General features: G+C 60.7%; 19 protein-coding genes. 7 read left to right on the top strand and 12 right to left on the bottom strand.

What is annotated here, in order from left to right; all coding sequences use genetic code 11:
* Positions 1-45: 45 nt before the first annotated feature.
* Positions 46-654, bottom strand: a complete 609-nt coding sequence (locus tag PspS49_RS10935) for a lytic transglycosylase domain-containing protein (RefSeq protein WP_095124787.1) — start codon at positions 652-654, stop codon at positions 46-48.
* A 205-nt stretch (positions 655-859) separates the two neighbouring features.
* On the opposite strand from PspS49_RS10935, the gene gspG reads away from it, so the two are divergent.
* The 3 genes from gspG to PspS49_RS29670 all read left to right on the top strand — a co-directional run bounded on the left by gspG (position 860) and on the right by PspS49_RS29670 (position 3,053).
* On the top strand, positions 860-1,288 hold the full coding sequence (gspG, locus tag PspS49_RS10930) for a type II secretion system major pseudopilin GspG (protein ID WP_095124788.1): 429 nt from the start codon (positions 860-862) through the stop codon (positions 1,286-1,288).
* A gap of 14 nt (positions 1,289-1,302) precedes the next feature.
* Entirely contained in the window at positions 1,303-2,490 is a 1,188-nt protein-coding gene (locus PspS49_RS10925; RefSeq protein ID WP_160039211.1) for a type II secretion system F family protein, read from the top strand.
* Positions 2,491-2,555: 65 nt separating this feature from the next.
* Positions 2,556-3,053, top strand: coding sequence for a hypothetical protein (locus PspS49_RS29670; RefSeq protein ID WP_174245030.1), 498 nt, complete (start codon positions 2,556-2,558; stop codon positions 3,051-3,053).
* Positions 3,054-3,239: 186 nt separating this feature from the next.
* Here PspS49_RS29670 and PspS49_RS10915 read toward each other — a convergent pair whose 3' ends face one another.
* Together PspS49_RS10915 and PspS49_RS10910 are read right to left on the bottom strand one after the other, a co-directional pair.
* Positions 3,240-4,181 (bottom strand): transposase, encoded by a 942-nt coding sequence (locus tag PspS49_RS10915; protein ID WP_108227338.1) that lies wholly within the window; start codon positions 4,179-4,181, stop codon positions 3,240-3,242.
* Positions 4,182-4,624: 443 nt separating this feature from the next.
* Positions 4,625-5,524: a LysR family transcriptional regulator gene (locus tag PspS49_RS10910; protein WP_127926645.1), complete on the bottom strand. Its 900-nt coding sequence runs from the start codon at positions 5,522-5,524 to the stop codon at positions 4,625-4,627.
* Between the two features lie 161 nt (positions 5,525-5,685).
* On the opposite strand from PspS49_RS10910, the gene PspS49_RS10905 reads away from it, so the two are divergent.
* Both PspS49_RS10905 and PspS49_RS10900 read left to right on the top strand, forming a co-directional pair.
* On the top strand, positions 5,686-6,708 hold the full coding sequence (locus PspS49_RS10905) for an alpha/beta hydrolase (RefSeq protein WP_150774048.1): 1,023 nt from the start codon (positions 5,686-5,688) through the stop codon (positions 6,706-6,708).
* Positions 6,709-6,816: 108 nt separating this feature from the next.
* Positions 6,817-8,244: a mechanosensitive ion channel family protein gene (locus PspS49_RS10900; RefSeq protein ID WP_160039210.1), complete on the top strand. Its 1,428-nt coding sequence runs from the start codon at positions 6,817-6,819 to the stop codon at positions 8,242-8,244.
* A gap of 321 nt (positions 8,245-8,565) precedes the next feature.
* Here the strand turns inward: PspS49_RS10900 and ycaC are convergent, their stop codons facing one another.
* The 7 genes from ycaC to PspS49_RS10865 all read right to left on the bottom strand — a co-directional run bounded on the left by ycaC (position 8,566) and on the right by PspS49_RS10865 (position 15,043).
* The gene (ycaC, locus tag PspS49_RS10895; RefSeq protein ID WP_007913541.1) at positions 8,566-9,189 is read right to left on the bottom strand and encodes an isochorismate family cysteine hydrolase YcaC; all 624 of its coding nucleotides are present in this window, start codon (positions 9,187-9,189) and stop codon (positions 8,566-8,568) included.
* Positions 9,190-9,259: 70 nt separating this feature from the next.
* Positions 9,260-11,098 (bottom strand): amidohydrolase, encoded by a 1,839-nt coding sequence (locus PspS49_RS10890; protein WP_160039209.1) that lies wholly within the window; start codon positions 11,096-11,098, stop codon positions 9,260-9,262.
* 43 nt (positions 11,099-11,141) lie between these two features.
* Positions 11,142-11,768: an antibiotic biosynthesis monooxygenase gene (locus tag PspS49_RS10885; RefSeq protein WP_127926641.1), complete on the bottom strand. Its 627-nt coding sequence runs from the start codon at positions 11,766-11,768 to the stop codon at positions 11,142-11,144.
* Positions 11,761-12,177: a DoxX family protein gene (locus PspS49_RS10880; RefSeq protein ID WP_095120148.1), complete on the bottom strand. Its 417-nt coding sequence runs from the start codon at positions 12,175-12,177 to the stop codon at positions 11,761-11,763. The genes PspS49_RS10885 and PspS49_RS10880 overlap by 8 nt, the downstream gene beginning before the upstream one ends.
* 213 nt (positions 12,178-12,390) lie before the next feature.
* Complete coding sequence (locus PspS49_RS10875) at positions 12,391-12,750, bottom strand: DUF6124 family protein (protein ID WP_016987821.1); 360 nt, start codon at positions 12,748-12,750, stop codon at positions 12,391-12,393.
* Between the two features lie 494 nt (positions 12,751-13,244).
* Complete coding sequence (locus PspS49_RS10870) at positions 13,245-13,604, bottom strand: DUF6124 family protein (protein WP_095120147.1); 360 nt, start codon at positions 13,602-13,604, stop codon at positions 13,245-13,247.
* A 515-nt stretch (positions 13,605-14,119) separates the two neighbouring features.
* On the bottom strand, positions 14,120-15,043 hold the full coding sequence (locus PspS49_RS10865) for a LysR family transcriptional regulator (protein ID WP_160039208.1): 924 nt from the start codon (positions 15,041-15,043) through the stop codon (positions 14,120-14,122).
* Positions 15,044-15,253: 210 nt separating this feature from the next.
* On the opposite strand from PspS49_RS10865, the gene PspS49_RS10860 reads away from it, so the two are divergent.
* The gene (locus PspS49_RS10860) at positions 15,254-15,685 is read left to right on the top strand and encodes an AraC family transcriptional regulator (protein ID WP_127926637.1); all 432 of its coding nucleotides are present in this window, start codon (positions 15,254-15,256) and stop codon (positions 15,683-15,685) included.
* Between the two features lie 125 nt (positions 15,686-15,810).
* Positions 15,811-18,699: a winged helix-turn-helix domain-containing protein gene (locus PspS49_RS10855; RefSeq protein ID WP_160039207.1), complete on the top strand. Its 2,889-nt coding sequence runs from the start codon at positions 15,811-15,813 to the stop codon at positions 18,697-18,699.
* Here the strand turns inward: PspS49_RS10855 and PspS49_RS10850 are convergent.
* Positions 18,676-20,133, bottom strand: a complete 1,458-nt coding sequence (locus PspS49_RS10850; protein WP_160039205.1) for a winged helix-turn-helix domain-containing protein — start codon at positions 20,131-20,133, stop codon at positions 18,676-18,678. The two genes, PspS49_RS10855 and PspS49_RS10850, sit on opposite strands and share 24 nt — an antisense overlap.
* Before the next feature lie 90 nt (positions 20,134-20,223).
* Positions 20,224-21,177, bottom strand: coding sequence for a GlxA family transcriptional regulator (locus PspS49_RS10845; protein ID WP_127926634.1), 954 nt, complete (start codon positions 21,175-21,177; stop codon positions 20,224-20,226).
* Positions 21,178-21,202 lie beyond the last annotated feature (25 nt).

Raw genomic sequence — 21,202 nt, 5'->3', positions numbered from 1 at the left:
GGCCTCCACGGTTTGCCCCGAAAGTGGGGGAAACCGGGTTAGGGGTCACAACGGCGCGTCCATCGCCAGGCCCTGCAAACGCCGGTACTGACGCAACACATTCGGTACATATCGCTGGGTTTCGGCGAACGGCGGAATCACCCGGCCACGGCTGAGCACCGCGTCTGGCCCGGCGTTGTAGGCCGCCACGGCGAGGGCAATGTCGTTGTCGAACAGGGTCATCAGGCGCTTGAGGTATTTGGCCCCACCCTGGATGTTGGCCTTGGGGTCGTAGACGTCAGTGACGCCCAGCTCCCGTGCGGTGTCGGGCATCAACTGCATCAGCCCGCCCGCACCTTTGGGTGAAGTGGCACCGGGGTTGTAGCGAGACTCGGCGTTGATCACTGCATGCAGCAGCGCCTCGGGTAATTGATTGACCTTGGCCGCCGCCGAAACCAGTTCCGCGTAGGGCTGGTTGGCGATCATTTGCGGCTGCTGATCGAGGCTGGCCACAGGCATTTCAGCCTCGCGGACCACCCGTTCGTAAGTGCGTCCGGGCCGGTGAACGTTGGACAGTACATAGCTGCCCTTGGCGTCCACCGAAATGAACACATCGGCTTGCGCGGCGCCGCTGAGCAGCACACATCCGAGCAATCCGCTGGCGAGAAATTTCATGTCGGGCCTCCCCGGATCGACCCCGATAAATTGGGGGAAATGCCCCAATGGCCGATCACGTTTGAGCCATACGCAAGCACTGTGCCGACTCTGGAGATGCCCGGATTACAAGGGTTTCAGCCAATCCAGTGATTTTCAGTGGGGCTGAGCATGGCAATTGCATAAGCCCTTCTGGCGACACGGCTGCCACTCACGGGAGGTCATCATGAAGCTGCAATTTCGTCCGCGTAGCCAACGCGGTTTTACCCTGCTCGAATTGCTCGTGGTGCTGGTGGTCCTCGGCCTGTTGGCCGGGATCGTCGCGCCGAAATACTTCGCCCAACTCGGTCGCTCCGAAGTGAAAGTGGCCAAGGCGCAGATCGAAGGTCTGAGCAAAGCGCTGGATATCTATCGGCTGGAAGTCGGCCACTACCCGTCCACCGAACAGGGCTTGCAAGCCTTGGTCATCGCGCCGAGTGACGAGGCGAAATGGACAGGGCCGTACTTGCAGAAAAAACTGCCGCAGGATCCGTGGGGACGTAATTACGCCTACCGCTACCCCGGCGAAAACAGCGAGTACGACTTGCTGTCGATGGGCAAGGACGGCCAGCCCGGCGGCGAAGGCGAAAACGCCGAAGTGACCAACTGGCAATGAGCGGAGCGCGGCCCATGCGATTTCATGTGAAAGCGGTCGGCAAGGCGGGCGTGGTGTCCTTGAGTGTGGAGGCGCCGGGTGACAGCGAGGCGCGGCGCATTGCCGAGGATCAGGGTTTACGTGTGCTCAGCTCGCACGCCGACAAGCATTGGCGTTCGCTGAAACTACGCCAGCGCGAGACGTTCAATCTGGTGTTGTTCAGCCAGGAACTGACCACCCTGCTCAATGCCGGCCTGCCGTTGATCGATGCGCTGGAAAGCCTCGCCGAAAAAGAAACCGCCCCCGCCGCCCGCAAAACCTTGAGTGAGCTGGTGCGCCTGCTGTACGAGGGCAAGTCTTTTTCGCAGGCGCTGGGCCAGTTGTCGGCGGTGTTCCCGCCGCTGTACGTGGCGCTGGTGCAGTCCAGCGAAAAGACCGGCGCGGTCGGCGATGCGCTGGGCCGGTACGTCAGCTATCGCCAGCGCATGGACGAGGTGCGGCAGAAGATCATCAGCGCGTCGATCTACCCGATGCTGTTGCTGGTGGTCGGCGGTGGCGTGGTGCTGTTCTTGATGGGTTATGTGGTGCCGCGTTTCAGTCTGGTGTTTGAAGGCTTGGGCGATAACCTGCCGTGGCTGTCGCAGGTGTTGATGAGCAGTGGCATGTTTTTGCATGCGCATCAGGCTGAATTCTTCGCTGGGTTGGCGGCGATTGTCATCGCCCTCGCCGTGTTGCAAAAGCAACCGGCGTTTCGCCGGGGACTGGATCGGCTGGTGGAGAGACTGCCGGCCGTGCATCAACGGATTTTCATGTATGAACTGGCGCGGTTTTATCGTTCGCTGGGGATTCTGCTGCAAGGCGGGATTCCGCTGGTGACCGCCATGAGCATGGTGCGCGGCTTGCTCACCGTCGCTTCGCGGACGCGGCTGGATCAGGCCTGCGAGCGGGTGCGCGAGGGGCAGTCACTGTCTACCGCGCTGGAGCTCAATCATCTGGTGACGCCAGTGTCGTTACGGCTGCTTCGGGCCGGCGAACAGTCGGGCAACCTCGGGCAGATGATGGAACGCAGCGCCGACTTCTACGACGAGGAAATCAGTCGTTGGCTGGAGTGGTTCGTGAAGTTGTTCGAACCGCTGCTGATGACCTTCATCGGCCTGCTGATCGGGGTCATCGTGATCCTGATGTACATCCCGATTTTCGAACTGGCTTCGAGTATTCACTGACCTCGGGAACGGGGCCGGTCTCTGCAACAACACACTTTTACGTTCCCAACAAGACGGAGAACGATATGCACATTAAAAAGCTCGTGCTCGCAATGGCCATCGGCGCAGTTCTGTCGGCGTCCACCGTGCTGATTCCCGACAGTTTGTCCGGGGTTTCCAGTGCTCATGCCAAGGATGGTGGAAGTGGTGGTGGAGGCAGTGGTGGCGGTAGCGGAGGGGGCGGCGGAGGAAGTGGCGGGGGCGGCGGTCACGGTGGCAGCGGTGGCAGCGGTGGAAATGGTGGGGGCGGAAGTGGCGGCGGAGGCAGTCACGGCGGTGGCGGCAACAGCGGTAGTGGCGGTGGCGGTGGCGGTGGCGGTGGCGGTGGCGGTGGCGGTGGCAACAGTGGCCACAGCGGCAGCGACCACGGCTCGGGGCACTCGGGCGACAGCGCCTCATCCGGCCGCAGCGGCACCCATGCTGAAGCGGGAGATGACCACGGGGTCCACCGCGCGGGCGAAGTCGGCGATGATCGTGGCGTACATGTCGGCGGAGAGCCGGGCGATGACAAGCGCGCCAACTGATTTTTAGAAGCACTACAAAACCTGTGGGAGCGAGCTTGCTCGCGATAGCGGTCATTCAGACACTGAAGCTGTGACAGACAGAACGCTATCGCGAGCAGGCTCACTCCTACAGGGCTTTGTGGCGTACGCAGATTCCGCAGAAGACCCTTATCAAATGTGGGAGATTCTATGGTTGAGGGGAAGCCCTCAACTGACTTTTGTCTGATATTCGCTTTGCCCTTTCAGCAAGGCGAATACCACCCGAGCAAGTTTGCGAGCCAGCATCACCAACGCCTGCGTGGTGCTGAAACCCCGTGCTCTTTGGGCTTCGTAAAACCCTTTCCAGGCTATCGTACGGCTAGCCGACATCGCTGCGTTGTGCAAAAGTCGGCGGGCCTCGGGGTCTCCGCGCTTGGTCAAGCTGCGGCGACCGTCCTTTTGCCCTGATTTCGATACCCGTAAATCCATGCCCAGGAAGGCGATAAACGCATCCGCGTTGCTAAATTCCCCCCGCTGAAACGCCGTGAGCAGGCGCGCTCCGGTCAGAAATCCAATGCCCTCAACTTTCAGGCAACGCTTCAATTGGCCGAGCAAACCGGCTTGTTTGAGCTGATCGTTGATCGTCTTTTCGATCATCGTTTCAAGCCGCTGCATGGATTTTATTTGTTCAGCAAAAGCTGCCTTCAACAGCGGCTCATTCGACCAGCTCTGCACCAGGCCGACCCTTGCCTGGACCAAAGCCGCGCGGCGGCGGAAAAGGCTCAGGAGCTGGCGGTACAGCGGTGATGGCGGGGTCCAGGGGCGCAACTCCTCGGCTTCGTTCTTCAGGTAACGGGCCAGCAACTTGGCGTCCAAGGCGTCGGTTTTGGCGCGGATCTTCACTCCTTCGCGGTAATGTTTGAGTTCATAGCCGCCCACCATGTAAATCGTGCAACCGGCCGCATAGGCCAAGTCAGCGAATTCCAGGTGGTAGATGTTGGTTGCCTCAATGGCAATAGACACGGGGCCGAGCAAGGCCTTCAGCCACTGCTTGATGGATGTTTTGGTGTTGGGAATCGCTTCAAGCAGATCGCTATCGGCCTGATAAATCACCAGTTCATTTTTGGCGACATCCACGCCAACGATCGGATTTGATAGAGCGACTGGCATTGCCACAGGATTTCCTCCGGGATAAGGTTTGAGCACTTGAAGGGCTCACCCAGAGGCGCAGGCTTGTTCCTATCGTCGGTCTAGCCAGATGCATTCTTTATCGGCGCTTGGGTGAAAGGAGGAGGGGCGAAATCTCCCACGGTCTGTGCTGCGTCAACAGTCAGAATCGAGCCTTGTCCCTCCTCCTCCCTTCAAGTCCTACCATACAAGCGAGCCTGCTCGCGAATGCGGTGGGTCAGCCAATGATGTTTTGACTGACACAACGCTTTCGCGAGCAGGCTCGCTCCCACAGGGTTTTGTGGCGTACGCAGATTACGCAGACGACCACCATCAATTGTAGGAGTGAGCCTGCTCGCGATAGCGGTCATTCAGACACTGAAGCTGTGACAGACAGAACGCTATCGCGAGCAGGCTCACTCCTACAGTTTTGATCTGCGTAAGGCTCAGAGAGCGACGTGGCTATGGTTCAGGCGCTCTCGCAAAAATTCAACCAGCGCCTGCACCGGTCTCGAGGCCTGGCGATGTTGCGGGTAAACGGCTGAAAGCGTCAGCGGCTCCGGCCGCAGATCATCCAGCACCGGCACCAGTCGACCATCCTTCAACGCTGCGCCGACAATGAAAGTCGGCAGATAGGTAATGCCCATCCCCTGCACTGCCGCGTCCCTGAGCAACTCGCCGTTGTTCACGCGCATGCGCCCGGTGACATTGACCAACACAGGCTTGCCCTGCCCCGCGTTGAAGCGCCACTGCACCGAACGACTATGCCCGTACGGCAAACAGTCATGGCTATGCAGGTCTTCCGGCTCGAGGGGCGTGCCACGTTCGGCCAGATACGCCGGGCTGGCGCAGTACACCCGTTCGATCGACGCGATGCGTCGGGCAATCAGTGTCGAGTCTTCCAGCACGCCAATGCGCAGCGCCAGATCGTAGCCCTCACCGAGCAAATCCACCGGGCGGTCACTCAAGTCCACCTCGACCGTGACCTCCCGATAACGCTGCAAGAACAGAGGCAACAGACAGCCCAGATGCGCAACGGCAAACGACAGCGGCGCACTCAAGCGAATCGTCCCGCGTGGCTCGGCGGTTTGCCCGGCGATGCCCTGCTCCACCTGTTCGACTTCGCCGAGCAGGCGCAATGCCGATTCGTAGTAACTCTGCCCCAGCGGCGTCACGTCCAGACGCCGGGTGGAGCGATTCAACAACCGCACGCCAAGACGCTCCTCCAGTTGCATCAAGCGTCGGCTGACGAACTGCTTGGACAGGCCTAATTGATCGGCCGCTGAGGTGAAGCTGCCGGAGTCCATGACCTGGCAAAAAATACGCATGTCTTCGAACGGGTTCATTGTCACTCTCTGGTGGACAGTTAAACGCTTTATAGCCGCTTTTTCACTTTTCGGCAGCTCATTAATCTGTGCTCACGGTGTTGCTGAGGCCTGAAGCCCAGCGCCACAGCAGCCCGCAACCCAGGCATAAAAATTCAAAAACATTCAAAAGGATTTCCACCATGAACATCGTCAAGAAAACCCTCACCGCGTCCCTCCTCGCCCTGTCCATCGGCAATGCCTTCGCCGCCGAAAGCAGCGGTGTCGAACACAACACCCAGGCCTTCCTCAACGCCCTCGCCGCCGGCGGTGGCAAACCACTGGAGCAACTGAGCCCGAAAGACGCCCGTGCGGTGCTGACCGGCGCCCAGGCTTCGGTGAACGTGGATCTGTCGGGCGTTGAAGTCAGCGACAAGGCGATCAAGGTCGACGGCCAGACGATCAACCTGAAAGTGGTGCGGCCGGCCAAGGTCAAAGGCGAGTTGCCGGTGTTCATGTTCTTCCACGGCGGTGGCTGGGTGCTCGGTGATTTCCCGACCCACCAACGCTTGATTCGCGACTTGGTAGTCGGCTCGGGCGCGGTCGCGGTGTACGTCGATTACACGCCGTCGCCGGAAGCGCAGTACCCGACCGCAATCAACCAGGCCTACGCCGCGACCAAATGGGTAGCCGAGCACGGCAAGGACATCGGTGTCGACGGCAAGCGTCTGGCGGTAGCGGGCAACAGCGTCGGCGGCAACATGGCGGCGGTCGTCGCGTTGATGGCCAAGGAACAGAAAGCCCCGGCGCTGCGCTTCCAGCTGCTGATGTGGCCGGTGACCAACGCGCAGTTCGACGACGGTTCGTACCAGCAATTTGCTGAGGGTCACTTCCTCACCAAGGGCATGATGCAGTGGTTCTGGGACAACTACACCACCAACCCGGCCGAACGTGCGCAGATCCACGCCTCGCCGCTCAACGCCAGCGCCGAACAGCTCAAGGGTTTGCCTGCCGCACTGGTGCAGACCGCCGAATTCGACGTGCTGCGTGACGAAGGCGAAGGTTATGCGCGGCACCTCGATGCGGCCGGCGTGGCGGTGACCTCGGTGCGTTACAACGGGATGATTCATGACTTTGGCCTGCTCAATCCGCTGAGTCAGATTCCTGAGGTGAAAGCGGCCGTGCGTCAGGCGGCGGCAGAGCTGAAGACTCATCTGAATCCATAACAGCAAAAGATCGCAGCCTGCGGCAGCTCCTACATTGGAATACGTTCTCCTGTAGGAGCTGCCGCAGGCTGCGATCTTTTCACTTGCAGACACCGCGGAGCCAAGGTCATGACATTTTTCTACACCCACCTGCTGTCCTGGAGCGCCGCCCTGCTGCTGCTCGACGCCATGCTCTGGCACTTCACGCCCTTCACGCATCGTGCGCCGAAAGTGGGTGTGCGGCTGGCGCTGTTTCTGGCGTTCACCGCGCTGGTGATCAACGCCGGTGTCAGTCCGTTGCAAGCGCCGGTGTTCGTCGATGACCGGGTCGCACAACTGGGCGCAACGGCATTGGGGATTCTCTGGTGGCTGTACGCTGCGCGGGTGTTGACCGAAGTGATCGGGCTGGCGCTGATGCGCCGTATCGGTCACAGCGGTCGCTTGCTGCAGGACGTGATCGGCGCACTGGTGTTTCTGGTCGCTACTGTCGCCGCAGCCGGTTACGTGCTGGAGCTGCCGGTAAAGGGCTTGCTGGCGACGTCCGGTGTGGTGGCCATCGTTGTCGGTCTGGCGCTGCAAAGCACCTTGGCCGATGTGTTTTCCGGGATTGTGCTCAACACCACAAAGCCCTATCAGGTGGATGATTTCGTGGTGATCGACGGCGTCGAAGGCAAGGTCTTCGACATCGATTGGCGCGCCACGCACCTGCTGACCAGCGCCGGGACCATGGCCGTGGTGCCAAACTCGGTGGCGGCCAAGGCGAAAATCGTCAACCTCAGCCGCCCGAACAACATGCACGGCGTGTCGATCAGCATTCAGGTGCCGAATCACATCCGCCCGCGTCGGGTACTCGATGCGCTTGATCGCACCTTGCAGGGCAGCAGTTCGCTGTTGCTGACGCCAGCGCCAAAAGCCGTGTTGAAAGAGGCCGGCGAAACCATGTCGGAATACGTCGCCAGCGGCTTCATCGCAGAGCTGGGCAAAAAAAGCGAAGTGCGCAATCAACTGTTCGACCTCGCCCACCGTCATTTGGAAGCGGCAGGGATTTCGCGGCATCCGGATGGCGTGATCGAACCCTCGACCCGCGCCCGCGCGTTGCTCGATGAGGTGAAAATCTTCCGCTCGCTGAGCAGTGAAGAGCGTGATCGGCTGGCGGAATCGATGGTCGCGCAGCAGTACACGGCGGGCCAAGTGGTGCTGGATCTGGATGAGGTGCCGGACAGTCTGTTTGTGATTGCCACCGGGGTGGTCAGTGCGACCGTGGCGGACGGTGACAGCAAGGTCGAGGCCGGGCGGATGGGGCCGAGTGAGGTCATGGGTGAACAGAGCATTCTGGCCGATACGCCGTCGCAGGCGACGTTCACGGCGTTGACCTCGAGCATCATTTATCGTCTCGACAAGAACCTCACTCGTCAGTGCATGGAACAGCGCACGGAGGTGGGTCGGGCGTTGAACAAGTTGCAGGCGGTGCGTCAGCAGAACAGTCGCCTCGCGTTGATGGCCAAACCGGTGGCGGTGAGGAAAGGTGGGTTTTTGGGTTGGTTGCAGAAGCGTTGAAGCGGCAAGATCAAGATCAAAAGCCTCCCCCTCACCCCAGCCCTCTCCCCCAAGGGGGCGAGGGGGAAAGGGAGCCGATCTCCGTGTGCTTCAAGTCCAGAGTTCGGCTCGATTTCCCCAGGTCGGTGTATCCCGAAAGAACCCCCTCGGTCAGCCCCTCTCCCCAAGACCTCGAAGGGAAAGGGAGCCGATCTTCAAGCTGTTCAAAACTGAAGTTCGGCTCGGTATCGCACGTCGGCGTACCTCGAAAGATCCCCTCGGTCAGTCCCCTCTCCCTCTGGGAGAGGGCTAGGGTGAGGGGCTTTTCAAACTCACACCGAATTACTTGGCAGTGAACTTGGTATAGCTGTTGATCAGGTTGCGGTAGTTAGGCAGACGCTCCGACAACAGATGCGCCAGACCTTCCATATCATTGCGCCAGTCACCCTGCAGTTCGCACGCCACCGAGAACCAGTTCAGCAAGTGTGCACCCGCAGCCGACATCCGCGCCCACGCCGCCTGCTGCACGGTGGTGTTGAAAGTGCCCGACGAGTCAGTCACCACAAACACTTCATAACCTTCAGCAATAGCCGACAAGGTCGGGAACGCCACGCAAACGTCAGTCACCACACCCGCAATGATCAGTTGCTTGCGCCCGGTAGCCTTGATTGCTTTAACGAAATCTTCGTTGTCCCAGGCATTGATCTGCCCCGGGCGCTGAATGAACGGCGCATCCGGAAACTGCTCGCGCAATTCAGGCACGATCGGGCCGTTGGGACCTGCGTCAAAACTGGTGGTCAGGATGGTCGGCAGTTTGAAGAACTTGGCGATGTCGCCCAGCGCCAGCACGTTGTTCTTGAATTCGTTTGGAGTGAAATCCTGGACCAGCGAGATCAGGCCGGTCTGGTGATCGACCAGCAGTACAACCGCGTCATCTTTGTTCAGACGTGTGTAAGGAACGCTCATGGGGAAACTCCTGATGGACGGATGGATGAAGCGTGAAGCGCCGACCGGATGGCCAGCGCTTTAGGGGAAATCAGAAAGCGAAGCAGGAACAGCCAAACGCGCCCCAGAAGCCGGCGAAGTCGCTGACCGGCGCATTCGACATCCGCGCCTTTTCATGGCTGTGGGTGTGCACCGCGCACGGCCCGCTGCACTGGTGCACCTGCGCCTGCAATGGCGAGTTCGGGCGCCAGTGGCCAGGGACTTTCACCACCGGCGACCAGTCCGGCAGTACTGGAATCGAACGCGGGCCGAGGTCTTCGAAGTCGCCAGCGGCATAAACAATCTTGCCGCCGACCACAGTCATGACCGATTCGATCCACTTGATCGTTTCTTCCTCGACATGGAAGAAGTCCGCGCTCAGCGCCGCCAGATCCGCCAGTTGCCCGACCTTGATCTGGCCCTTCTTGCCCTGCTCAGAGGAGAACCAGGCACTACCATGAGTGAACAGTTCCAGTGCGGTGGTGCGCGGCAGACCTTCTTCGTACAGCGCCAGACCACCGACGGTGCGACCGCTGACCATCCAGTACAGCGAAGTCCACGGGTTGTAGCTGGACACCCGCGTCGCATCGGTGCCGGCGCCGACCGGTACGCCTTCGGCGAGCATGCGCTTGATTGGCGGTGTGGCCTCGGCGGCTTGCTTGCCGTAGCGGTCGACAAAGTACTCACCCTGGAACGCCATGCGATCCTGAATCGCGATGCCGCCGCCCAGCGCTTTCACCCGCTCGATGTTTTGCGGGGTGATGGTTTCGGCGTGGTCGAAGAACCACGGCAAGCCGTTGAACGGAATGTCGCGATTGACCTTCTCGAACACGTCGAGCATGCGGCTGATCGATTCGTTGTAAGTCGCGTGCAAACGGAACGGCCAGCGTTGCTCGACCAAGTGGCGCACCACCGGCTCCAGCTCTTCTTCCATGGTTTGCGGCAGGTCCGGGCGCGGTTCGAGGAAGTCTTCGAAATCCGCTGCCGAGAACACCAGCATTTCGCCGGCGCCGTTGTGACGCAGGAAGTCGTCGCCCTGATGCAACTTGACGCTGCCGGTCCAGTTCTGGAAATCGCTCAGCTCTTCTTTCGGCTTCTGGGTGAACAGGTTGTAGGCGATGCGCACGGTCAACTGGTCGTCTTTGGCCAGTTGTTCGATCACCTGATAATCGTCCGGGTAGTTCTGGAAACCGCCGCCGGCATCGATCGCACTGGTCAGGCCGAGGCGATTGAGTTCGCGCATGAACTGACGGGTCGAGTTCACCTGATATTCCAGCGGCAGCTTCGGCCCCTTGGCCAGCGTCGAGTAGAGGATCATCGCGTTCGGTCGCGCAACCAGCATGCCGGTCGGGTTGCCGTTGCTGTCGCGGACGATCTCGCCACCCGGCGGGTTTGGCGTGTCGCGGGTGTAACCGGCCACGCGCAGCGCGGCGCGGTTGAGCAGCGCGCGGTCGTACAAATGCAGGATGAACACCGGGGTGTCCGGTGCGGCCTGGTTGATTTCTTCGAGGGTTGGCATGCGTTTTTCAGCGAACTGGAATTCGTTCCAGCCACCGACCACGCGCACCCATTGCGGGGTCGGCGTGCGGTCAGCCTGATCCTTGAGCATGCGCAGCGCGTCGGCCAGCGACGGCACGCCTTCCCAGCGCAGTTCGAGGTTGTAGTTCAAACCGCCACGGATCAGGTGCAAGTGCGAGTCGTTGAGGCCGGGGATGACGCAGCGGCCGTGCATATCGACCACTTGCGTGTTCGGCCCGCGCAGGGCCATGGCCTGGTTGTCGTTGCCGACGACGACGAAGCGGCCGTCAGTGATCGCCACGGCACTGGCCAGCGGTTTGGTGCGGTCAACGGTGTGAAACTGGCCATTGAATAAAATCAGATCGGCGCTCATCGCAGTTCCTCAAGCAAAGTGAAAAGGAGCGAACCCCGCGCGCTCAGCGTGGCGAGGTTTCTTGGGAATCGAGGTGTTCATGGGCCTGGCTGGCTTCGAGCCACGGCGTAAACAAACGGGTGACCGGCGGCATCACCACGTACACCACCGACAGAACGATGGTCAGGGTGATCAGGAACGTGGCGACCACGTAGTTGGAAAGAAGCGGATGCAACGCCAGCAACGGCCCCCAGATCAACGGCACGAGCAAGGTGTGCGGCAGAATCACCAGCAGCGTGACCACAGCCTGCTTCCAGCGCGGCGGCGGCGAAGCGGCATCGGCCAGTGGTGTAAACCAGAATTCCTTGATCGGCGCGACTTCAGTCTGATCGCCATCAGCCAGCATCGGCGCGGCTTCGGCGACCAGCGCCTGACGCTGCGACGACTCCAGCCACCCCTGCATCGCTTCAGTGGAGCTGAAACGCAGCACGCAAGTGTAAAAATCGAGACGCCCGCGCTTGCCGCGCACCACGTCCACACCCAAATGCCCCTCACGCTGCCCCGCTACACGGACGATATTGCGCAGCCAGGCTTCATATGCCGACTCGAAACCGGCCTTGACCCGGTGCTTGATGATCAATGTGACCGTCTCATCGGCCCCCGGTGACTGTGGATTGAGGACTTCAGGCATAACGCAACACTCCGGGCAAACGAACAGAAATCGCCAGCCGTCCCGGCCCGGCGATCAACACGGTGGTAAACAGGATCAGCAGCAACCAGCCGAACTGCCCTTCGGCCACACTCCATTGCGGATGCACGACCAGCAACGCCACCAGCAGCACAAAGAGAATAGGCACGCAGGCCAATCGCGCCAGTAACCCGGCGACGATCAGTAGTGGACAGAGGACTTCGGCGAAGATCGCCAGGATCAAGGTGAGGTGAGAACCGAGGTGGAACGGGTCTTCGATCAGTTGCAGTTGCGCGGTGAAATCCAGCAGCTTGGGCAAGCCGTGGACCCACAGCAGAAACAATCCGCCGCTGACCCGCAGGAACAGCAAACCGATGTCGCGTGCCTGTTCATCCCGTTGAGAAACGTGCATGGACTCACCCGTGAATAATTATTGGGTGAATCATGCCGGGGTTGGGTGGGAGGAAATTGGATGGGTGTGCTCAGTTCCACGGCGTGCCAGGATTTTTGAAACACCGCAGAACACTGTGGGAGCGAGCCTGCTCGCGAAGGCGTCGGGTCAGTTATAAATACTTTGAATGACACACCGCTTTCGCGAGCAGGCTCGCTCCCACAGGGGGTGTGCTTAGGCCGGTGGTTCGAGGTTATCCAGCACCCGATTCACTGCCAGCTCACCGAGCATGATCAACTGCGCAATTCCCAACAACGCCCGGCGCTGCGGTGCGGGCAACAGATGGGCGACGTCCTGGGCGATGGTCTTGGCCGAGGCGAGTGTTTCGCTGGCGTCAGTCAGCAGTTCCTCGGCTTTGGTGTCGGCAGTTACCGCGTACATGCCGCGAGTTCTGCGTGGAGGTGGCGTGGAGCCGGGTGGCAGGAGGTAGTGGTCGAGGGCGCGGTCGGCGGCTTCGTGGAGTTTTCGGGAATCGATGGATTCGTAGGGGGATGTGGGGTCGATGTCGGGCGGGTTGGGTGTGACTTTGAACATGGTGAATCTCCTGTCCTAGGTTAACCACCATGACCTGTCGCTAAACAAATAATGGTGGCAGCTGCACGCAGGTTAGCGAACCGGGAGGAACAGGAACCCGGCAGACCCGAAGGCCTCCCGCGCGCAGCCGCCATAACATCAATTGCAATAAGACAATCTGCAAAGACGTAGGGTGCACTGTGCGCCTGTATCCAATTCGGGTCGCTAAACCCGATCGCTGAACTATTCAGCGACCACCAAACGATAAAGACCCGACCACAAGCGCACAAGCCGGCGGATTCTGGCGTAGCTGTAGGCAAAGGCGCAAGGTTGCGTAGCCTGAAAGAGTGTCTGTGGGTGTTGCTTAAACATCGATGTTTAAACCACCGAAAATCTATGGATCGCACCGAGCCAATGTGGGAGCGAGCCTGCTCGCGAAGGCGTCGGGGCAGTCAACAAATGTTTTGAATGAAACACCGCTTTCGCGAGCAAGCTCGCTCCCACAGGGGGTGTGCTTAGGCCGGTGGCTCGAGGTTATCCAGCACCCGGTTCACCGCCAGCTCACCGAGCATGATCAACTGCGCAATCCCCAACAACGCCCGGCGCTGCGGCGCGGGCAACAGGTGGGCGACGTCCTGGGCAATGGTCTTGGCCGAGGCGAGTGTTTCGCTGGCGTCAGTCAGCAGTTCTTCATTTTTGGTGTCGGCAGTTACCGCGTACATACCACGGGTTCTGCGTGGCGGTGGCGTGGAGCCGGGTGGAAGGAGGTAATGGTCGAGCGCGCGGTCGGCGGCTTCGTGGAGTTTTCGGGAATCGATGGATTCGTAGGGGGATGTGGGGTCGATGTCGGGCGGGTTGGGTGTGACTTTGAACATGGTGAATCTCCTTTTTAGAACCGGGATCACCACGTCCTGTCGCTAAACAGGATGGGTGGCGACCGTATGCAGGTTAGCGAACCGGTAAAAAGGCAACCCGGTAGACCCGAAGGTCTCCCGCATACAGCCGCCATAGCGAAGTGCAGACGATAGCCTGCAACGAAGCATGGAGCGCTGATGCACTTTTTTTGGTCCGAGTCGCTAAACCCGATCGCTGAGTTTTCAGCGACCACCAAACGATAGAGACCGGACCACAAGCGCACAAGCCGGCGGATTCTGGCGTAGCTGTAGGCAAAGGCGCAAGGTTGCGTAGCCTGAAAGAGTGTCTGAGGGTGTTGCTTAAACGGCGATGTTTAACCCACCGACAGCTCGAGGTTCACACCCGATCCCTGTAGGAGTGAGCCTGCTCTCGATAGTGGTATTCCACTGACATAGATTTTGGCTGACACGACGCCATCGCGAGCAGGCTCACTCCTACAGGGGATTGGTGTTGTTTGTGAGATATGCGCAGGGATTTAAACCGCTGGAATATCCAGCGGCGCCGCCATGAACTGGCTGATCCGCGCGCGCAACCATTTCTCCGCCGGATCGTTGTCATGCACCCCGCTCCACGCCATCGACAATTGCGCTGCCTCAATCGGGAATGGCGGATCTTCGGCACGCAAGGCACAACCTTCAACCAACGCGCAGGCGGCGTAATCCGGCACGGTGGCGATCATCTCGGTGCCGGCCAGCAAGGCGCGCAAGCCGCTGAATTGCGGCACGCCGAGAACGACGCGGCGGCTGCGTCCGACCTTGGCCAGGTCCATGTCGATGTTGCCGCTCAAGTCGCCGGAGAACGACACCATCGCATGCGGGCGCTCGCAGTATTCGTCGAGCGTCAGCGGCCCCGGACGGTCGTCGCCGCGCAGAACCTTGCAGGGAATGTCGCGCAGTTTTTTGCGCTTGGCGTTGGCCGGCAACTCCGTGGTGTAACTGACACCGACGGAGATTTCTCCAGAGGCCAACAGTGCCGGCATCAACAAGTAATTGGCGCGGCGTACCACCACGACAATCCCCGGCGCCTCTTGCTGAAGCTGACGCAGCAACGGTGGAAACAGACCGAACTCGGCGTCGTCCGACAAACCGATGCGAAACACCTCGCAACTGCTCGCCGGTTCGAACTCCTTGGCCCGACTGACCGCACCGGAAATCACATCCATCGCCGGTTGCAGCTCTTTGAGAATCGCCAGTGCCCGCGCGGTCGGCTCCATGCCGCGACCGTTACGCAGCAGTAACGGATCGTCGAACAGATCGCGCAAACGCCCCAACGCAGCGCTAACAGCCGGTTGCCCCATGAACAGCTTTTCGGCGACGCGGGTCAGGTTCTTTTCGAACATCAGCGCTTCGAAAATCACCAGCAGGTTCATGTCGACGCGACGCAGATCATTACGGTTCATGGGCACGGATTCCTTTTAGCCAGTCAGACGCCAGTGCTGCGCACTTTACGCGATCAACCGGCCTGTGATCGCCGCTACAGCGCGAAATTAACAACGATTAACTCGTCAGCCCCCCGCCCTCGCCCAACAATGAAGCCCTCTGCGCAGCGTTGTTTTTTGATCTGAGGGGATGCGCCGACCGTGCATTCCCCATCGACACGGACTTTGGCCATGGCTCATTTACAGCACAGCGTCGCCCTCGCCCCAGCCAGCGAACCGCGCAAGACCGCGATCGGCGGGCTCAGCCCGCAGCGCGAACGCCACGTCAAACAATTGATCCTCGAACGCCTCGGCGAAAGCCTGGAAGTAACCGAACTGGCCCGCGCCTGTTCGCTGTCGCGCAGCCATTTTTCCCGCGCCTTCAAATGCAGCACCGGATTGTCGCCGCAGGACTGGATTCGTACCCAGCGCCTGGCGCGGGCCAAGCTGCTGATCCAGCACACTGACCTGAGCCTGACGCAAATCAGCCTGGAATGCGGATTCTGCGATCAGGCGCATTTTTGCCATATGTTCACCCGCAGCGAAGGCATCAATCCGTTTGCCTGGCGCTGCCAGATCATGCGTGAACCCAAGACTCACCGTTCACAGCCCGCCGTGTTTTGATCGCGGCCCCCGTTGCACTGACGCTCAAACCTGAGGATTATGCCGGGACACCCCGGAATAGAAGGCCTGCGCACGCGCCCGGCACTACTCCGCTCTGTCCGTCGCTGCACCGCAGGAGTGAGCTGTTGAGTCTTTCGCCGAATCAGGCCCTCGGTTTTGGCCCCTATCGGATTCATCCCGGACAACGGCGGGTGCTCGAAGGCGAGCAGCCGTTACGCCTGGGCCGACGGGCGATGGACATTCTCCTGATTCTGCTGGCCCACGCCGGCGAAGTGGTGAGCAAGCAGCAATTGATGGCCGGGGTCTGGCCTGACAGTGTCGTTGAAGACATCAACCTGCGTGTGCACATGGCAGCGCTGCGCAAGGCGCTCGGTGACGGTCAGGCCGGCCAGCGCTACATCATCACCGTGGCGCAACGCGGTTACAGTTTTGTCGCGCCGGTGTTGCTGGAATCCATGGAGGAGCGTCCTGTGGGCGATGTTGGCGGTCGGCACAATTTGCCCTTGCGGCGCACGCGGATGATTGGCCGCCAACCGCTGGTCGACAGCTTGATGACGCAGTTGCCGCGCCAACGCTGCATCACTCTGGTCGGCCCCGGCGGGATCGGCAAGACCACCGTGGCCCTGCGGGTAGCCGAGCAATTGATCGGGCACTATCGCGACGGCATTCGTCTGGTGGATCTGGCACCGCTGAGCGATCCCCGGCTGATCTGTTCACACCTGGCCGCCCTGCTTGATCTGGCACTTCTCGAAGGCGACCCGCAGACAGCGCTGGTCAAGGGCCTGCAACAGCGGCAGATGCTGTTGCTGCTCGACAACTGCGAACATTTGATTGATGCCGTTGCGGCGCTCAGTGAAAGCATTCTGCGCGGGGCGCCGCACGTGCATATCCTCGCCACCAGCCGCGAAAGTCTGCGGGCTGAAGGCGAATACGTGCAGCGTCTGGACTCCCTCGAATACCCGCCGATGACAACGACGCTGGATCGTGAGCGAACGTTGAATTTTTCGGCGCTGCAATTGTTCGTCGAACGAGCGACGGCCGCGCAGGAAAGCTTCGAACTGAGCGATAGCCAGTTGCCGCAGGCAATCGAGATCTGCCATCGGCTCGACGGCATTCCACTGGCATTGGAACTGGCGGCCGCGCAGGTCGCCGAACTCGGACTGGACGGTCTGCTGAGCCAATTGCAGGGCCGTTTGCCGCCGCTGGCAGCGGGCAATCAAACCAGTCTGGAGCGCCACCTCACTCTGCGCGCCACGCTGGACTGGAGTTTCAATCTGCTCGCCCCTTGCGAGCAAACCTGCCTGCGCCGTTTGGGTGTGTTTCGCGGGGGGTTCACCCTGGAATCCGCGGCGGCCGTTATCGTCGGCCAACAGATCGACCCCGGTGTGGTGTTTGTGTCGATCACGCAACTGGTGGCCAAATCCCTGCTCGCCGTCGAGGTCGGTGACGAGGACGTGTTCTACCGCTTGCTCGACACCACCCGGCGTTACGCGCTGGAAAAACTCGATCACGCTGCCGAATGCGAAGAAACCCGCGAACGGCATGCCGAACGCTGTCTGGCGTTGATGCAGCAGGCGCAGAACGATTGGGAAAGCACGCCGACATTGTTATGGATCGATCGCTACGCCCGAGGGCTGGAAGATTTGCGCGCAGCGCTGGATTGGAGCCTTAACGGTGTCGGCCCTGGTGGTTTGGGGATTCGGCTGACGGCGGCGTCGGCACCCTTGTGGCAGGAGTTGTCGCTGCTCAAGGAGTACGGCGCCTATGTGCGCCGGGCGCTGAGCCTGTTTGATGAACTCGGCGAACCCTGCCCGCGCCTGAAAGTCGCCCTCAAACTGGCCCTTGGCAGTGCCTGCTATCACACGTGGGGTGGCACGGCGGAAACCATCGAAGCTTTCACCGAAGCTCGCCAGTTGGCCAATGAGCACGACGACGTTGCCGGGCAGTTGCGCGCGGTGTCCGGGCACATGGCAGTCAACCTCAGTTGCGGGCACTACCGCATGGCGCTGGCCCAGAGTGAACAGTTCGACCGCCTCGGCCTGCACGGCGACCCGCTGTTGTCACTGAGTACCCACCGCTTGCGCGTATTGGCCCTGCATTATGCCGGCGACCAATTGCAGGCGCGCATTCACGCCGAACAGGTCCTCCAGCGCATGGCGCACAGCGGCCATGTCAATCGTTTCACTCACGGTTTTGGCGTGCAGTACGACCAGAGCGTCGCGTCGCTGACGGTGCTGGCACGGGTTTTATGGATGCAAGGTCTGCCGGAACAAGCCTGGCGCACGGCGCGGCAGGCCCTCGACATCGCCGTTCAGATCGACCATGGCACCTCGATTTGCTACACCCTCGCGCTGGCGAGTTGCCTGATTGCTCATTACAACGGCGATCAGCAGAACGCCCGGGCGCTGTTGCAGTTGCTGCTCGAGCAGTCGCAGAAACATTCGGTGCTGCTGTTCAACACTTGGGCGCGGCACTACGCGCAGGTGATTGACGCGCAAGCCAAGGCACCGGTGCCGACGGACAGCAGCGGGCTGATCAGGGAAATCATGGTGACGCTGGATGGCCGCTTTATGGATGACGCGCTGTTTGAGCGGGCGTTGAGTGGTGATGCCGGGTGGAGCACGGCGGAGATTCTGCGGGCTCGGGCAGATGCGTTATTGAGTGACGATCCGGGTTGTCTGGACGGGCCCCTTCGCGAGCAGGCTCGCTCCCACAGGGATTTTGGGTGTACTCAGACGCCATGTGGGAGCGAGCCTGCTCGCGAAGAGGCCCTCAAGGAGGCCGAAGCACTCCTGCAACAATCCCTGGCCATCGCTCGCACCCAAGGCGCGCTCGCCTGGGAACTGCGCAGCGCCACGTCACTGGCGCAACTCTGGCAGCGCCAGTCGCGCTGTCGCGAGGCGCTGGATTTGCTCACTCCGATCTATCAACGCTTCACCGAAGGCTACGCGACCCCGGACCTGCGCAAGGTGCGCTTGCTGATCGACGAATTACGCGAGGGCGTGCACGCCTGAGGCCAGACGCATCCGCTTGATGTAACGGGCATGCCGGCGTTGAAGATCAACTCCCTCACCGCTGCGCTCAAGTTGCTTGCGGGCATAGCATCGGGTGGTATTGAGCATCCGGTACCGGCCCGTACTGGCGCCGCGTTCCAGTGACAGCCAAGACTTCTGCGCCAGGCCTTCGATGATCGCGGCAAGCTCCGACACCGCCAGTTGCGGGCAACTGATCACCGCCAACGCAGCCTCCAGCGTAAATGTAAGTTTGAACACCGATAAGCGCCGCAGCACGCGTTGTTCCTGCTCACTCAAGCGCTGATAGCTCCAGTCGAATGCCGCTTGCATCGATTGATGCCGGGGCACAGCAGTGCGCCGACCATGGCTGAGCACTTGCAGGCCGTGGGCCATTTGCGCCTGCAAGCCTAGCAACGCCAGTGCATCGATCTGCGCCGCGGCCAGTTCAATTGCCAGCGGTAAACCGTCGAGTTGCCGACAGATCTCGACCACGACTTTGACGTCCTGCTCACGCAGGCTGAAATCATGCTGTCGCGCCCGGGCACGACTGACGAACAACTGCACCGCAGAATGGCCCATGGCTTCAGTGATGCAATCGGTCGCCGAGCGTTTCGGGATGGCCAGCGGTGGCACACGCTGCAGGGTTTCCAGACTGACCTGCAAGGCCTCACGACTGGTGGCGAGTATCGACAGACGAGGCGCAGCTTCGAGCAACGTTTCAACCGCTGCTCTGCAAGCGTCGCGGCGCTGGTCACAGTTATCCAGCAGCAGCAACGCATGGCGGGTCGACAGCCCGGTCAAATCACTCTCCAGGGTGCGCAGCACATGGTCGAGCAGCGGCGTGTCGTCGTCGATCAAACTCAGATCTACTTGCCACACACCGTCTCTGTAGTACTGCAAAAGCAGTTCCGCGACCCGCAGCGCCACGGTGGACTTGCCTACGCCCGGCGCTCCGGTGATGGTCATCAGCCGACACAGCGGCATTTGTCGCACCAACCCGCCAACCAGCGAGTCACGACCGGTGACCGAGGTCAGTCGAGCCGGCAAATTATGCTGGGGTGTCTGCAAGCCCTCGAAGGCCACTTGCGCGGCGCTGTCGCAACGCACCGGGGCGATAAAACTGTAACCGCATTGCGGCACGTTAACGATGTAACGCTGACCATTTTCGCCGTCACCCAAGGCTCGCCGGAGCGCAGCGATGTGCACGCGCAGGTTGATCTCCTCGACCACCGACGTTGGCCATACCAGAGCGATCAATAGCTCCTTTCTGACCACTCGACCGGCACGCTCGACCAGCACTTGCAGAATGTCCAGCGCGCGACCGCCCATGCGCAAGGGTCGATCTCCATCGAGTATCAGCCGTTGCCGCAGGTGGAAGGCGTAAGGGCCGAAATGCAGCACCGACGCCGTGTTCAAATCGTTGAGGCTATCCATGCCAACTATCTTGGCAGCCTCAGATGACGCGACAACCGCTACACGAGGCGCAGTACGGACATCCGGGTGCGCCAGACGGACACAAGCGCTCTAGCTGAACTGTTCGCGGTATTGCGCAGGGGTCAGGCCGAGCTTTTCAGCGAACAGCGAACGCATGTGCCGCACACTGCCGAAGCCACTTTTGTAAGCCACGGTTTTAAGCGGCAGATCGCTGGTTTCCAGCAGATTGCGCGCGCAGTCGATGCGCGCACTTTGCAGAAACTCCATCGGCGTCATGCTGATGTCACGGGCGAACACCCGTGCAAAGTGCCGCGCACTCATGTTGGCGATGGCGGCCATGCGCTCGACCGTGAACGCTTCGTCGAGATGCTCCAGCACGTAGCTTTGCGCGCGGGTGATCGGTGTTTCTTGCGGAGCCACAGCGGCCATCAGCGGACTGAACTGCGCCTGCCCGCCCTGCCGCTTCATCACCACCAGCAGGACTTTGGCCACATCCTGGGCAAGTTTTTTGCCGTGATCGCGGGCGATGACGGCGAGCGCCATATCGATCCCGGCCGTGACACCGCCCGAGGTGATCAGATTGCGATCTTCGACATAGATCTGATCCGTGGTGACATGGGCTCTCGGAAAGCCCTTGATCAGCCGTTCGGTGTAGTTCCAGTGGGTGGTCACCCGATAACCGTCCAGCAATCCGGCATGGCCCAGTACAAAGGCGCCGGTGCAGATCGAACCGTAATGATCGACGCGCTGAACAGCGCCCTTGAGCCAGGCGAACAGCGCCGGAAACTGCTGGTTGTAGGCACCGGGGCCTCCCGGCACCAGCAGCAAGTCATAACGCTCTGTATCGGCATCATCAATGGCCCGATCAGCATGTACCAACACGCCATTGGATGCCCGCAGCGGGCCACGTTCAGTGCCAAGCGTGATCAATTGATAATGCGCTTCGGCTTTCAGGTAGCGGTTGGCAACCGAAAAAACCTCCAATGGCCCGGCCATGTCGAGCAGGAGAAAGTCGGGAAACAGCACCATTGCCACGGTTTTCATGGGAAGACATCACTTAAATCAAGGA

The sequence above is a fragment of the Pseudomonas sp. S49 genome (genome assembly GCF_009866785.1).
Classification (GTDB): domain Bacteria; phylum Pseudomonadota; class Gammaproteobacteria; order Pseudomonadales; family Pseudomonadaceae; genus Aquipseudomonas.
Note: the sequence above shows the minus strand (reverse complement) of the source record. Positions and strands in the feature narration are given on the sequence as shown.

Coding starts and splice junctions, on each gene's coding strand:
- PspS49_RS10885 (WP_127926641.1), bottom strand. CDS start 11,768: ATGCCTGAAGTCCTCAATCCACAGTCACCGGGGGCCGATGAGACGGTC.
- PspS49_RS10880 (WP_095120148.1), bottom strand. CDS start 12,177: ATGCACGTTTCTCAACGGGATGAACAGGCACGCGACATCGGTTTGCTG.
- gspG (WP_095124788.1), top strand. CDS start 860: ATGAAGCTGCAATTTCGTCCGCGTAGCCAACGCGGTTTTACCCTGCTC.
- PspS49_RS10850 (WP_160039205.1), bottom strand. CDS start 20,133: ATGGATAGCCTCAACGATTTGAACACGGCGTCGGTGCTGCATTTCGGC.
- PspS49_RS10875 (WP_016987821.1), bottom strand. CDS start 12,750: ATGTTCAAAGTCACACCCAACCCGCCCGACATCGACCCCACATCCCCC.
- PspS49_RS10865 (WP_160039208.1), bottom strand. CDS start 15,043: ATGAACCGTAATGATCTGCGTCGCGTCGACATGAACCTGCTGGTGATT.
- PspS49_RS10935 (WP_095124787.1), bottom strand. CDS start 654: ATGAAATTTCTCGCCAGCGGATTGCTCGGATGTGTGCTGCTCAGCGGC.
- PspS49_RS10925 (WP_160039211.1), top strand. CDS start 1,303: ATGCGATTTCATGTGAAAGCGGTCGGCAAGGCGGGCGTGGTGTCCTTG.
- PspS49_RS10860 (WP_127926637.1), top strand. CDS start 15,254: ATGGCTCATTTACAGCACAGCGTCGCCCTCGCCCCAGCCAGCGAACCG.
- PspS49_RS10890 (WP_160039209.1), bottom strand. CDS start 11,098: ATGAGCGCCGATCTGATTTTATTCAATGGCCAGTTTCACACCGTTGAC.
- PspS49_RS10905 (WP_150774048.1), top strand. CDS start 5,686: ATGAACATCGTCAAGAAAACCCTCACCGCGTCCCTCCTCGCCCTGTCC.
- PspS49_RS10910 (WP_127926645.1), bottom strand. CDS start 5,524: ATGAACCCGTTCGAAGACATGCGTATTTTTTGCCAGGTCATGGACTCC.
- PspS49_RS10915 (WP_108227338.1), bottom strand. CDS start 4,181: ATGCCAGTCGCTCTATCAAATCCGATCGTTGGCGTGGATGTCGCCAAA.
- PspS49_RS10845 (WP_127926634.1), bottom strand. CDS start 21,177: ATGAAAACCGTGGCAATGGTGCTGTTTCCCGACTTTCTCCTGCTCGAC.
- ycaC (WP_007913541.1), bottom strand. CDS start 9,189: ATGAGCGTTCCTTACACACGTCTGAACAAAGATGACGCGGTTGTACTG.
- PspS49_RS10900 (WP_160039210.1), top strand. CDS start 6,817: ATGACATTTTTCTACACCCACCTGCTGTCCTGGAGCGCCGCCCTGCTG.
- PspS49_RS29670 (WP_174245030.1), top strand. CDS start 2,556: ATGCACATTAAAAAGCTCGTGCTCGCAATGGCCATCGGCGCAGTTCTG.
- PspS49_RS10870 (WP_095120147.1), bottom strand. CDS start 13,604: ATGTTCAAAGTCACACCCAACCCGCCCGACATCGACCCCACATCCCCC.